This is a genomic window from Sphingomonas sp., assembly GCF_965227385.1.
In the GTDB taxonomy this organism is placed as follows: domain Bacteria; phylum Pseudomonadota; class Alphaproteobacteria; order Sphingomonadales; family Sphingomonadaceae; genus Sphingomonas.
In genome coordinates this window covers 2,848,784-2,862,738 of record NZ_OZ245750.1, presented here as the reverse complement: position 1 = coordinate 2,862,738, position 13,955 = coordinate 2,848,784, and the positions used below count along the sequence as shown (strand labels likewise).

Annotated in this window: 9 protein-coding genes; 6 read left to right on the top strand and 3 right to left on the bottom strand. The window is 66.8% G+C overall.

The window, feature by feature from the left end:
* The first annotated feature begins 16 nt into the window (after positions 1–16).
* From ACO05N_RS13990 to ACO05N_RS13965, 6 genes are all read left to right on the top strand, one after another.
* On the top strand, positions 17–1,495 hold the full coding sequence (locus ACO05N_RS13990; RefSeq protein ID WP_422057682.1) for an aldehyde dehydrogenase: 1,479 nt from the start codon (positions 17–19) through the stop codon (positions 1,493–1,495).
* A 56-nt stretch (positions 1,496–1,551) separates the two neighbouring features.
* Entirely contained in the window at positions 1,552–2,316 is a 765-nt protein-coding gene (locus tag ACO05N_RS13985; protein WP_422057681.1) for an SDR family NAD(P)-dependent oxidoreductase, read from the top strand.
* A gap of 30 nt (positions 2,317–2,346) precedes the next feature.
* Positions 2,347–3,075, top strand: coding sequence for an IclR family transcriptional regulator (locus tag ACO05N_RS13980; protein WP_422057680.1), 729 nt, complete (start codon positions 2,347–2,349; stop codon positions 3,073–3,075).
* Positions 3,076–3,169: 94 nt separating this feature from the next.
* The gene (locus ACO05N_RS13975; RefSeq protein ID WP_422057679.1) at positions 3,170–4,483 is read left to right on the top strand and encodes an MFS transporter; all 1,314 of its coding nucleotides are present in this window, start codon (positions 3,170–3,172) and stop codon (positions 4,481–4,483) included.
* 104 nt (positions 4,484–4,587) lie between these two features.
* Positions 4,588–5,976, top strand: coding sequence for an amidase family protein (locus ACO05N_RS13970; RefSeq protein WP_422057678.1), 1,389 nt, complete (start codon positions 4,588–4,590; stop codon positions 5,974–5,976).
* 102 nt (positions 5,977–6,078) lie between these two features.
* On the top strand, positions 6,079–6,951 hold the full coding sequence (locus ACO05N_RS13965) for an alpha/beta hydrolase (RefSeq protein WP_422057677.1): 873 nt from the start codon (positions 6,079–6,081) through the stop codon (positions 6,949–6,951).
* 91 nt (positions 6,952–7,042) lie between these two features.
* On the opposite strand, the gene ACO05N_RS13960 is transcribed toward ACO05N_RS13965, so the two are convergent.
* From ACO05N_RS13960 to ACO05N_RS13950, 3 genes are all read right to left on the bottom strand, one after another.
* A complete protein-coding gene (locus tag ACO05N_RS13960; RefSeq protein ID WP_422057676.1) occupies positions 7,043–8,782 on the bottom strand; it encodes an amidohydrolase in 1,740 nt (579 codons plus the stop codon).
* A 67-nt stretch (positions 8,783–8,849) separates the two neighbouring features.
* The gene (locus ACO05N_RS13955) at positions 8,850–10,961 is read right to left on the bottom strand and encodes a TonB-dependent siderophore receptor (protein ID WP_422057675.1); all 2,112 of its coding nucleotides are present in this window, start codon (positions 10,959–10,961) and stop codon (positions 8,850–8,852) included.
* A gap of 187 nt (positions 10,962–11,148) precedes the next feature.
* Complete coding sequence (locus ACO05N_RS13950; RefSeq protein WP_422058758.1) at positions 11,149–13,839, bottom strand: LuxR C-terminal-related transcriptional regulator; 2,691 nt, start codon at positions 13,837–13,839, stop codon at positions 11,149–11,151.
* Positions 13,840–13,955: the final 116 nt, after the last annotated feature.

Genomic DNA, 13,955 nt, shown 5'->3' with positions numbered 1-13,955 from the left:
AAATTATGGAGTCGGGATGTTCGACGGGTTTGGCTTCGACAGGCTGTTCATCGGCGGGGAATGGGTTGCGCCGATCGACGGCGGGGTGCGACCGAGCATCGATCCGGCGACCGGGCAACCCTGGGGCGATGTCGCCTGGGGCGGCGCAGCGGACATCGATCGCGCGGTGGCGGCGGCCAAGGCAGCGTTTGACGGCCCGTGGCGCCGAATGCCGCCATGGGAGCGCGCGGCGCTGCTTCGCAAATTCGCGGATCTCTACGCGACGCAGGTCGATGCGCTGGCGCAGATCGAGACGCGCGACAATGGCCGCGCAGTGCGGGAGTCGCGCGGCGATATCGGGCTGCACGCGCAATATTATCACTGGTTCGCCTCTCTCGCCGACAAGCTTGGCGGGCGGACGATCCCAATGGACGACAGCGTCCACGCCTTCACCACCCGGCATCCGGTCGGGGTGGTCGGCGCGATCACGCCATGGAATGTGCCGATGATGGCGGCGGCGTGGAAGCTGGGCCCGGCGCTGGCAGCGGGCTGCACCGTCGTGCTCAAGCCTGCGGAGTCGACCCCGGCCTCGTCACTTGCGCTGGCGAAGCTGTTCGAGGCGGCGGGGTTCCCGCCCGGCGTCGTCAATGTCGTTCCCGGCGATGGCCCGGTCGCGGGCGCGCGGCTGGTCGCGCATCCCGATGTCGCCAAGATCAGCTTCACCGGGGAAGGATCGACCGCCAAAACGATCTTGAAGGCGGGCGCCGACACGCTGACCCGCTGCACCTTCGAGCTGGGCGGCAAGGCGCCGCACATCATCTTTGCCGATGCGGATTTGGAGAATGCGCTCAATGCCGCGACCGGTTCGGCATGGGCATTGTGCGGGCAGAGCTGCGCGCTGGGCAGCCGGGTGCTGGTCGAGCGCCCCGTATATGATCGCGTGGTCGAGGCGTTTCGGGAACGCGCGGGGCGGGTGCGCGTCGGCATGCCGCTCGACCCCGCGACGCATATGGGTCCGCAGGCGCATGCGCAGCAGCTCGACAAGACATTGTCCTATGTCGGCATTGGCCAAGCCGAGGGTGCGCAGCTGGTCACGGGCGGCAACCGCATCGAGCGCGACGGGTTGGCAGGCGGCTATTTCGTCGAGCCAACCGTCTTTGCCGATGTCCGCGCCGACATGCGGATCGCGCAGGAGGAGATTTTCGGCCCGGTCGCCGCGATCATTCCCTTCGACGGCGAGGATGAAGCGGTCGCCATCGCCAATTCCACGCCCTATGGATTGGCGGCTGGTCTGTGGTCGTCGGATACCGGCCGCGCCCATCGCGTTGCGGCGCGGATCGAGGCCGGCATGGTCTGGGTCAACACCTATCGCTACATCCGCTGGTCCACCCCCTATGGCGGGGTGAAGCAAAGCGGCTGGGGCCGCGAGAACGGGATCGAGGGGCTCGATCCCTTCCTCGAAACCAAGACCACCATTGTCTCCACCACCGGGAAATTCCCCGATCCGTTTGTTTGATCCGGCTTCGCTGGACGGATGGTGCTGGTCGGCACCGCAGAACCGAGGAAACCAATATGCGCCTGAACGGCAAGCTTGCCATCGTTACCGCTGCTGCATCCGGCATGGGCCGCGCCGGCGTCGAACGCTTCGTGCGTGAGGGCGCGAAAGTCGCCGCGATCGACATCAGTGCGGAGGCGCTTGAGGGCGTCGTTGCGGAATTCGGCGCGGACAAGGTGACCGGAATCCCCGCCGACCTCCTCGATCCCGAACAGGCAAAGGGCAGCATCCATGCCGCCGCGCAATGGCTGGGCGGTGCCGATATCCTGTGGGCGCATGCCGGGATGCCCGGCCCGGCATCGGTCGAGAACCTCGACCTCGACGCCTATCGCCGCGCGATCGACCTCAACATCACCTCCGCCGCGCTGGGCGCGGGGCAGGTGGCCCCATATATGCGGAAGCGCGGCGGCGGATCGATCATCTTCACCGCATCCGTTTCCGGCCTGGTCGGATCGATGATGAGCCCGATCTATTCCGCCGCGAAATGGGGGGTGGTCGGCCTGACCAAGAGCCTTGCGCTCGCGCTTGCCGCCGATGGGATCCGCGTCAACGTGGTGTGTCCCGGCCTTGCCGACACGCCGATGAAGACCGGCTTTACCGGCCGCAGCGGTGACCCGGCCGAGGCTGCGGCGAACGAGGCGAAGCTGATTGCCAATGTGCCGATGGGCCGGCTGGTCCAGGCGGGCGAGATCGCCGACGCGGCGCTGTGGCTGGCGTCGGACGAGGCGAGCTTCGTCACCGGCGTTGCATTGCCGGTCGATGGCGGCTTCACGGCGCGTTGACAGTGCGCGGCGGGAGCGAGACATCAGGCTATGACCACCGTCCGCCAAGCCGCCAACGCGCTCGAGATTCTGGAGTATTTCGCACGTCGCCTGAAACCGGCCACGCCGGCGGAGATGGCGGACGAGCTTGGCTGGCCGCGTTCGAGCACGTTCAAGCTGATCGGGACGCTGGCCGGCATGGGCTATCTCTACGAGCCGCGCGCGCGCGGCGGCTATTATCCCAGCCCGCGCTGGCTGACGCTGGCGCAGGCGGTGACCAATGCCGAGCCGTTGCCCGAGAAATTCCAGACGCTGACCCGCGATCTGATGGAGGCAACCGGCGAAACGGCTGCGATCTCCGCTCCGGCGGGCATCTTTGCAACGTTCGTAGACGTGGCGGAGTCGCGCCAGCCGGTGCGCTATTTCGCGCGGGTCGGCGATCGGGTGCCGATCCACGCCACCTCGGCCGGTCGGGCGCTGCTGTCGCGCATGCCGCGCGCGGAGCGGGAAAAATTGTACCGCAAGATCGACTTCATCGCCTATGCGCCGACGACCCCGGCCAGCCCGGAGGCAGTCGAGGCACGCCTCGCCGAGGCCGAGGCGATGGGCTGGCACCAGAGCAACACCGAATACACCCCCGATCTGGCTGGCATCGCGATGCCGCTGCCCGGCGAGGGCCGGCTGCTGTCCTTGGTCGTGGTGGGGCCGGTGTCGCGCTGCCTCGATCGGCGAGCGGACATGGCGGCGGTGGTCGCCGATCGGTTGAAGCTGCTGAAGTAACCTCGTCATCGCTGCGCGATGCCACCTCCCCGGCGGGACGGGGGAAGGGTGACCACATCACGGCGCGCACGGACGCGCCCCTCAGGAGAGCGATATGACCCTCGATCCCCGCGCGGCGATCGCCGCCGCGCCGATGCACTGGCGCCAGTCCGTCGTCGTTGCCCTGTGCATCGTGCTCAACGCGCTGGACGGCTTCGATGTGCTGGCGATCAGCTTTGCCGCCCCCGGCATCGCGGCGGAGTGGGGGATCGACCGGGCGACGCTGGGCGTGGTGCTGTCGATGGAACTGTTCGGCATGGCGGCGGGATCGGTGCTGATCGGCAATGTCGCCGATCGGATCGGGCGGCGGCCGACCATCCTGGGTTGCCTGGTTGTCATGGCGTTGGGCATGTTCGCCGCCGCATTCGCGAGCGGGGTGACGATGCTGTCCATCGTCCGGTTCGTGACCGGCATCGGCATTGGCGGCATGCTGTCTTCGACCAGCGCGATGGTCGCGGAATTTTCGAACGACAAGCGCCGCGGGCTCAACGTCGCACTCAACATCGCCGGCTATTCGACCGGAGCGATCCTGGGCGGACTGGTCGCCTCCGCGCTGCTCGCCTCGACCGGTGACTGGCGATCGGTGTTCATGCTGGGCGCGGTCGCCAGCACCGTGGCCATTCCCCTCGCCATTGTCATGCTGCCGGAATCGATCGAATCGCTGATCGCGCGTCGACCCGCCGGGGCGCTGGAAACCGTCAATCGGACGCTGGGCCGCCTGGGTCACCTACCCGTCGATGCCCTGCCGCCGCCGCCCGCTCAGGTGGTCAAGCCGTCGATCGGATCGCTGTTCTCGCGCAGCTATGCCGGTGTCACGATCCTGCTGACCGTGGCCTATTTCGCGCAGATCCTGTTCTTCTACTACATTCAGAAATGGATCCCGAAGATCGTCGTGGACCTGGGCTTTGACGCGGCGCAGGCGGGCGGAGTGCTGGTCTGGGCCAATGTCGGCAACCTCACCGGCGCGGTGGTCATCGGCCTTGCCAGCCAGCGGTTCGACCTGCGCCCGCTGGTCGCCGGGTCGATGCTGGTCGGCTTTGTCGCGATCGGGGCGTTCGGTCTGGCCGGAGCCGATCTCACGCGCCTGTCGCTCACTGCGGCGATCGCCGCTTTCTTCATCAATGCGGGCGTCGTCGGCCTCTATCCCATCCTGGCGCAGACCTATCCGGCGGCGTTGCGGGCGAGCGGCACCGGCTTCGTCATCGGGGTCGGCCGCGGCGGATCGGCGCTCGGTCCGGTGGTGGCCGGCGCGCTGTTCGCGGGCGGGAGCAGCCTGCTCGTCGTATCGCTGACGATGGGGCTTGGCGGACTGATCGCGGCGACGATGGTCCTGCTGCTCCCCTGGGCGCAGCGCCGTGCAACAGCCTGACGGTCGCGCGGCCACGGGCTGATCGGATCGCGCGAGCGGGTAAGGGCGGCGCAAAAACGGGTGAGAGGCTGGACGCGCCCGCCGCGCCACGCTGGAAGGGGGACATGACGATGCAGATTGAGACAGCGAACGCGATCGCCCGGCTGGACGGGCATGGCCAGGCGGAACTGGTACGAACGGGGCAGGTCGCGCCCGACGCGCTGGTCGAGGCGGCGATCACCCGGATCGAGGCGGTGAACGGTCCGATTAACGCGATCGCCGCGCGCGCATTCGACCATGGCCGCGCCGCTGCCGCGCGGATCGACCGCGCTGCGCCGATGGCGGGCGTCCCGTATCTGCTCAAGGCGTCGCTCGAATATCCCGGCTTCCCGTGCGAGGCCGGATCGCGTGCAAGACAGGGGGAGGTCGCGCGCCGCGCGTTCCCGCTGGTCCGCATGCTCGACGCGGCGGGGTTGATCCCAGTGGGCATGTCGACGATGCCCGAATTCGGACTGAATGCGAGCTGCGAAGGCCCGCTTTATGGCGCGACCGCCACCCCGTGGGATTTGAGCCGCAGCGCGGGCGGGTCGAGCAGCGGCGCGGCGGCGGCGGTTGCGGCGGGGCTCGTGCCCTTTGCCACGGCCAGCGACGCGGGCGGGTCGATCCGCATCCCCGCCGCCAATTGTGGCATCATCGGATTCAAGCCCAGTCGCGGCTGGAACGTCCGCGCGCGTGCGCACAATCTGGTCGATGACATTCTGTGCTCCGACGGCTTGTACGGTCGGTCGATGCGCGACACGATCTGGGCCGCCCGCCTGTTGCGCCCGGTGGACAAGGCGTTGGACGATGCGCCGCGCCCCGGCCTTCGCATCGCGCTGGATCTCACCGGCCTGGACGGCGCCGGGCCATCCCCGGAAGTTGCCGAGGCAATCCATCGCGCGGCCGCGCTGTGCGCGACACTCGGCCACCATGTCGAACCGGCGCAGCAGCCGATCGACCGCGCCGCGTTGCGCGCGGGGTTCACAACCTTGTGGGACTATCTGGGTGGCGAGATCGTCGACCATTATGGCGCCCGCGCGAGCGAGGTGCTGGAGCCCTGGACGCTCGGCCTGGCCGAGCGTCGCGGCACCGTCACTCCGGAGCGGCTTGCCGAGGCGCTGGCGCAGGTCGACCGGGCCGGCCACGCGCTGACGGCATTTCATCAACGCTATGACGTCGTGCTGTCGCCGGTGACCGCGAGCATCGCCACCCCATTGGGCGAACTCGCGCCGACGCGGCCGACCGACGCGCTGTTCGAGGCGCTGTTCGGCTTCGTCAACTATACGCCGCTCCACAATATGACCGGGACGCCCAGCATCTCGCTGCCGCTCGGGCATAACGCGGATGGCGTGCCGATTGGGGTGATGTTTTCCGCCGACATCGGCGGCGACGATCTGTTGCTCGCGCTGGGCCGCGCGCTCGAGGTTGCGGCCCCGTGGGGCGATCGCTGGCCGCCGATCGCCTTTCCGGGCTGATTACCCGGAACGCCGCTCGCTTACCCGGCGCCGGGGTTTGCCGATTGATGCGCGTTCACCCTAGCCTGTGGCAATCGACATGCAGGGCAGGAGGATGAAGCGATGATCGGACGGGTTGCGACGATGGGCCTGTGCCTGGCTGCCGGGGCGCTCGCGCCCGTTCCCGCCCATGCGCAGACGGTGCCGACTGCACCTGGCTATACCATGCCGTTCACCGCGACGTGGGACATGCGCGCGGCGCATGGCGCGACCTATCGCATCTTCGTCTCCTATCCCGAGGGTGAGGCGCCCGAAGGCGGCTTTCCCGTCCTATATGTGACCGATGGCAATGCGCTGTTCGCCAGCTTCGCCGAAACCCGCCGGATGATCGGATGGACCAAGGGACAGGAAATGATCGTCGTCGGTGTCGGCTATCCGACGGACCAGGCCTATGACGTGCGCCGGATCGACGACTTCACCGGGGTGCCAACCACCTCGCTCGCCTATGCCAAATACGCCAAGGAGAAGAATGGCGGCTGGGACCGGTTTCTCGACTTCCTGACCGGCGAGCTGCGGACCGAGATCGGCAAGCGCTACAAGACCAACCCCGCGCGCCAGTCGCTGTTCGGCCATTCGCTCGGCGGGCTGTTCGCCGCGCACACGCTGTTCACCCGGCCGGACGCGTTTCACGCGATCATCGCGGCCAGCCCGTCGCTGTTCTGGCACGAAGCACTGACGCGTCGTGAGGAGCGCGATTTTGTCGCGCGGCTGCAGGCAGGGAAGGGCGGGCAGGTCGCGCGCTTGCTTGTCGTCTCGGGCGAGCGGGAGGAAGCGGTTCTCGAGCGTTGGGACGCCGAGGCGTTCGCCAAGCGGATGGAGCCGTTGTCCGCGCACGGCCTTCGCGTCCAGTCGATGGTGTACAAGGACGAAGGCCATATGACCGTCCCCGCGCGCGCAGTCACCGACACGCTCCGCTTCGCACTGACCTGGCCCTAGGCCGGGCGATACCCCGAACTATTAGGGCCACCCCGGTTTCGTGCCGGGGTGGCCCTATGCTTTTAGAGGACTGGCCAATGGGCAGGGCGCCTTACTTCCCCGCCGCCTCCAGTGCCCCGTATACCGCCTTGCCCTTGAACAGGGTCACCAGCACCTTGGTCTTTCCGATTTCATGCGTCGGGATCTTGAACAGGTCGCGGTCGAGCACGACCAGGTCGGCATTCTTGCCCGGCGTGATCGACCCGGTCACCTTGTCGAAGCCGTTGACATAGGCGACGTTGAGCGTGTGGCTCTCGATCGCCTGTTCGAGGGTAATGCCCTCCTCGGCCACCAGCGGGCGGGCATTGGGGTCGCCGGCGGTGCGGCGGGTCATCGCGACCTCCAGCCCCTCGAGCGGGTTGGCCGTCGCCACCGGCCAGTCGGCGCCATAAGCAAGCTTTCCGCCCATGCGGACGATGCTGCCGGCGGGGTAGATATGCTTCATCCGCTCCTTGCCGATCGCCTGCTCGGTCAGCTCCATATAAGGGTACCAGGACGACCAGGTCGGCTGGAACTGCGCGAAGGTATCGAGCTTGCCGAAACGCGGCTGATCCGCCGGATCGACCACGTTGAGGTGGGTCACCATGTGGTGCGTCGGCTTTTTGCCATTGGCGGTGCGCGCCGCTTCGATCGCGTCGAGCGAGATGCGCACCCCGTTGTCGCCGATCGCATGCAGGAACGCGTGCATGCCGCGCGCATCGACAGCGGTCACCGCCTGTTTCAGCGTTTCCGGCGATACCTGCGCGCTGCCCTGTTCGTGGCTGTGTTCATAGGGCGAGATCATGTACGCCGTCTTTTGCGGGATTACGCCGTCGACATAGAATTTGACCGTGTGGGTCGGCACGCCCAGCGCGTTGCCCCGCGCCGCGGCCCTGAGCAGGCCGGGCAACTGCTCCATGCCCTTATCGTTCTTCCAGGTGAGCGAAACGGTGACATAGCTGGTCAGCTCCCCCGCGTCGTGCACCGCTTTGTATGCATCGATCATCGCGCTGCTGCCATCGTCTTCCCAATTCACCCCGGCATCGTTCCAGCTGACGATGCCCAGGCTGTTGAAGAGCTTGGCGGTGTATTTGACCGAGTCCTGAATGTTCTTGTCGGTCACCGGCGGGATCAGCTTCTGGACCAACCCCTGCGCCGATTCCTGCAAACTGCCGATCGGCTCGCCCGTGGCGGGATCGCGGTCGATCGTGCCATTGACGGGATCAGGGGTATCCTTGGTGATGCCCGCCAGTTCCAGCGCCTTCGAATTGACCCAGTTGGTGTGACCACCGACGGAATCGAAGATTAGCGCGCGATCAGTCGAGACGGCGTCCAGATATTTCTTGTGGGGGACGCCATTGGGCGGGAACAGCGAATCCTCCCAGCCCGCGCCATAGATGGTGCCGGTGCCGGGATTGTCGGCGATGCATTTGCGGATGATCGCCTGATAGTCCGCGATCGATTTGCCATTGTGCAGCGAGCAGCGCGTAAAGGACAATGCGCCGAACAGGGGATGGGCATGCGCGTCGCCGAACGCCGGCATGACCAGACGCCCGCCGAGATCGACGACCCGCGTGGTGCTTCCTTTCAGCTTTTCGACTGTCGCCTTGGTCCCGACCGCGACGATCTTGCCATCGCGGATCGCCACTGCCTCGGCCCAGGGCCGTGCCTTGTCGACGGTGTAGACGCGCGCATTGGTGATGATGGTGTCCGCCGGCACGCGCTTCTGTCCGGCAAACGCGGCGCCGGTCGCGCCGGATGCGAGCAACAGGCCAAGGGTCAGCCGGGCGGTAAGAGTAGCGGCGGTTGGCATCATCGTCCTTCCGTAAACAAACAGGGGCCGGGAACCGCATCGCGGCCCCGGCCCGGATCCTGGGGTGTCAGAACTTGCGGCGCAGTGACGCCAGCACGGTGCGGTCCTTGCCGAGATAGCAATAACCCTCCTGCACCGTCGGTGAGCTGTCATAGCTGCAATTGGTGTAGACCCGTTCGTTGCCAAGGTTCGCGGCGTTCACCGACAGCGACCATTTGCCGTAGCTGAGTTCGGCCATCGCATCGAACAGCGTCACCGGATCGATGGTGTAGAGCTGGTTGAAGCTGACCTTGTCGCCCTGATAGCGCACGCCGCCGCCGATCTTTGCGCGCAGATCGCCGCCCAGATCGAAGCCCTTGGTCGCCCAAGCAGATGCCTGATGCTCGGGCAGGTTCTCGCGCCGGTCGCCACGCTGGCGGCCATCGACCACCAGATATTCCGCACGCGTGTAGCTGTACGATGCGGTCAGGTCGAACGCGCCGGGCAGCTTGATCCGCGCCTCAGCCTCGATCCCGCGCGACCGCGTCGATCCGCCCTGAATGAAGTTCTGAAGCTCATTCGGGTCGGCGATCAGGACGTTGTTTTCCTTGATGTCATACGCCGCGACCGTCAGCAGCATGCGCGAGTGGGGCTGGAACTTGACGCCCGCCTCATATTGCCGCCCCGTGCGCGGGACATAGGCAACGCCGAAGAAGTTCGACCCGAACACCGGCAGGAAGGATTCCGAATAGTTGAAATAGGGCGACACGCCCTTCACCACATCGCCGATGATCCCGGCGCGGAACGTCCACGCTTCGTTGTCCGGGTTCTGGAACCCGTTCACGTTCGACTTCACCTTGTCGTGCCGTGCGCCAAAGACCAGCGAGACGCGGTCCCATGCGCGGATCTGCTCCTGCGCGTAAAAGCCAAGCTGGGTGTTCTTGGTGTCGGTGGTCCAGCCCACGCCGGTGGCAAAGGGCACGCCATAGACCGGGTTGTAGAGGTTGAGGCCGGGCGCCGCGCCGAAGCCTTCCTCCTTGTCCTCGCGGAATTCGGTATAGTCGAAGCCGGCGAGAATCTGGTGCTCGAGCGGGCCCGTGCTGAAGCTCAGCACGACATTGTTATCGCTGCTGAGGCCGGAATATTTGGCGCGATTGAGATACCAGGCGCGGTTTGCAACCGTCCGCCCGGCATCGGCATAGGCGCCGCCGAAACCGGTATAGCCGAACACTTCCTGATAGTCGGTATCCTGCTCGAACGCGCGGGTGCGGCTGTTGAACGCAAGAACGTCGTTGAAGCGGTGCGAGATCAGCATCGTCAGCGCATAATGGCTGGCGAAGGTGTGGTTGAAGTCCGGCTCGCCGAGATAGAAATCGTCGGAGATTTTGGTCGCGCCGCTGCCGTCGATGGTCTTGCTGGTCGGCAGATAGGTCTGGCTGCCGAGCTTGTCGCGCTGATACAGGCCGATGAACGTCACTTCGGTGTTGGCGCCGGGCCGCAGCGTGACCGACGGCATCACGACGACCCGGTCGTTCTTCTGCCCCTTTTGCTGCAGGTCGGCGTCGCGGACCAGGCCGACGAGGCGCGCGGAAACGCCATCGGCCAGCGGGCCGGTGACGTCGAGCTGAAGCTGCTTGTAATCGTCGGTGCCGCCCATCAGGCCGATTTCGCCGCCGAAGGTTTCCCGCGGCTTCTTGCTGATCGAATTGAGGATGCCGCCCGCGCCGCCGCCGCCGTACAGCGTCGACGAAGGACCGCGCAGCAGTTCGGCGCTCTCGACGGTGAAGATTTCGATGCGGCCGCCATAGATGAAGCCGGGCATGCGGTTCAGGCCGTCCAGGTACTGCTCGGCGCCGGTGCCGCGGACCGCGAGGAAGTCGCCGCGCGTGTCGACGCCGTTCAGCTCGCTGCTGGCGCCCGCACTATAGCGGATGATGTCCTGAAGGTTGACGGCCGCGCGATCGTTGAACTCCTGCGCAGAGATGATGCTGATCGACTGTGGGACCTCGGTCAGCGCTGCGTCGGTCTTCGTGCCGGTCTGCGCGCGCGTGCCGATGACCGTCACGTCATCCTCGTTCTCGCCACCGTCCTGCGCCGCGGCAAGCCCGGGCAGGGCGATCGCGCAACAGGCCGTCAGCAGGGCGATCCGGCGCATCGCGCGGGTGCCGGCCTTGGTCTGAACTTCGTGGTGCTTCCTCATTATCTGAACCCCTTCCCCAAGCTTGTGTATGGTCGGCGGCCCCGTTTCTGTCCGGTGGCGGCGCCAATCCTCCCGATTGCATTCAAACCCATGTCACGCCGGGAACCATGCGGTTTTCAGGGTAAGTGGCGGGGAAGACGGGTAAGCCGGCAAGACGGGTGGGGGAAGGGGCGATAGGCCGCCCGGGTCACTCCGGAATTGCCGGAGCCTCCCCGACGATCAAACCGCGCTCATGCAGCACGCGCACGGCGTCGCGGCGCTTCTGCACGCCGATCTTTCGGAACACCGACTTGAGCCGGTATTTGACCGTGTCGGGGGACATCCCGATCAGCCGCGCGATTTCCTTGTTCGAATAGCCGAAGCTCAGATGCGCGACGATCGCAGCCTCGGCGTCGCTCAGGACGCCGGGCGCCGATGTGCTGACGGGGCGGGCCGCCAGCGTTCGGGCGATGCCCTTCAGGAACTGCGCCCGGAAGCGGTCGAGCTGTGCTGCGCCATTCAGTGTCGCGTCGATGCCCGCTTCGCCGAACCGGCGCAGGTCGATGAACGGACGGATGAACCCCTGAAACATCGCGGTGCCGACGGCATCGTCGAAACAGACCTGCGCTGCCTCGTTCTCGCCCAGGGCGCGCAGGCCGTGGCTCATCAGGATGTTGACGTCGATCAGCAGCCGCCCGGCGCCGTGCTGGGCCGCCCAGCGGCGCAGCGCGCGCAGGATGTCGAGCGCGGTATCATGGTCGCCGTCGATCAGCGCGAACTTGGCCAGACACAGCCGCGCCGCGGTCACGACCGGACGGTGTACCGATGAATTCTCCGCATCGGCGCGACCCAGCACGTCGAGGCCGAGCGAATCCGCAGCCACGCGCGCAGCGTCGAAATCCTGATCGATCAGCAGATCGACCTCGCACAGCGCGGCAAGCAGATCGAGCTGTCGCAAGCCGCGCCGTCCGGCCAGTCGCCGGGCGCGCGCGGTCATCGCGCGCGCGTCTTCGATCCGCCCCTCGGCCGCGTGAGCCCGTGCCGCGCTGAGATAGCCGGCGACATAGACATCGGCCCAGCCATCGGACTGTTCCATATGCGGCACCGCCCAGTCGAGCAGGGCTAGCGCGGCGGCGGACTGATCCTGTTCGTATAGAAGACCCGCCTCGAACGCCGCGCAATTGGCGGCCAGGTCCGATCGCGGACCGAAATTGCTTTCGATCTCCGCCCGCGCGGTGGCCAGGATCGCGGTGGCGTCCTTCATCCGTCCCTGCGCATGGCGGATGCGCGATTCGAGAAAGCGGGTGAACAGGTCGCTGTAGAGAGACCCCATCGCCTGATAATGGTCGCGCGCCGCCACTGTCGGCTCCAGCGCGCGCTCCAGCCAGCCGCCCTCGAAATATTTGGCGCCCAATGTTTCGCAGACATTGGCGAGAATCAGATGGTCGTTGGACGGCAACGTCCGCAGTAACGCCTCACGTGAGAGCAGGTCGTCGAGGCCGACCGGCTCATTCTCGTAATCGGCCAGCACGTCCCCGACGACGCGGACTTCGATGCGCTGGTCGGCGGACAGGTCGGCGCGGTCGAAACTCGCCGCGCAGCGGTCGTAATCCGCGCGGGCATGGCTCATCTCGCCGCGCTTGATCTCGAGATAGACGCGGGCGAGCGCGAGGCGGGGGCGGGCCGACACCATCGCTTCGGGCAGCTTGGCGAGCGCGCGCTCGACCATCGCCTGCTGCCCCTGCGGGATCAGGCGCCAGCCGCCAGCCTCCTCGACGATCGTCGCCAGCAACGCATCGTCATCGCCCTGGATCGCATGGCCGACCGCTTCCGCCGTCTCGCCACGCTCCGCAAACCAGGTCGCGATGCGCCGATGCAGCGCGCGAAATCGGTCGCTGTCGCCGCGCTCCAGCCGTTCGCGCAGATGCTCGGCGAACAGCTGGTGATAGCGATAGGCCTGCCGCTCGGGCGTGAGCGGGGTCAGGAACATTCCCTGTTCCTCCAGCCGTTCGAGCACCAGCCACCCGTCGTTGCGGTCGCACAACAGATTGACCGCTTCGCCGGTCAGGCGATCCAGCAACGCGGTGCGCACGACGATCTCGCGCGTTTCCTCCGGCATCGTCATCAGCACCTGTTCGGACAGGTATCGGGCAAGCTCGGAACTGGGCCCGCGAAACCGTTCGACCAAACTGCGATGCGCCGCGCCGCGCTTGAGCGAGAGCGATGCGAGTTGCAGGGCGATCGGCCAGCCCTCGGTCCGCGCGACGATGCTGCGGACCTCCGTATCAGCCAGCCCCTCGCCATGCGCGCGTGCCAGCAGGGCTTCGGCCTCGTGCGTCGAAAAGCGCAGGTCGCTTGCCGTCAGCTCGACCAGCTGCTCTTCGGCCGCGAGCGCCGACTGTCCGAGCCAGGGGTAATCGCGCGATGCGATGACGAAATGGCAATTCTCCGGGGCGAGCTGGATCAGCGCGCGGACGAATGCGTCCACCTCCGGCCCCTCCGCATGGTGGTAATCGTCGAGGATGAGGACAACGGGCAGGGTCTCCCGCGCCAGCCGGTTGACGACCGCGGACACCGCCGCCCGCGCCGGGAGCGAGGCGGCGTTGCGCTCGCTCTCGCCGTTCGCGGTCTCGTCGAGCGCCAGGGTGATGTAGCGGGCGAGGTATTTGAGGTCGGCGTCGTCGCGTTCCAGCGTCAGCCAAGCGACCCGCACCAGCGCCGGATCGAAGCGCGCGCGCCACTGTGCCAACAGACTGGTCTTGCCGTAGCCCGCGGGCGCCTGGATCAGCGTCAGCCGACGATCGAGCGCGGTATCGAGACGGGCGAGCAGCATGTCGCGCCGGATCTGGTTCCCCAGCCACATCGGCGGGGCGAGCTTGGTGTGGATCGGCTCGTCCATCAGCTTCACCCTGGTGCGACCTCCATCGTGCCCGTCAACCCCTGCGATCTGGCCGGCACGCTATGTTACACGCGCGTTGCACTCAAGCGGCGGTTCCATGATTACCCGCAATCCGG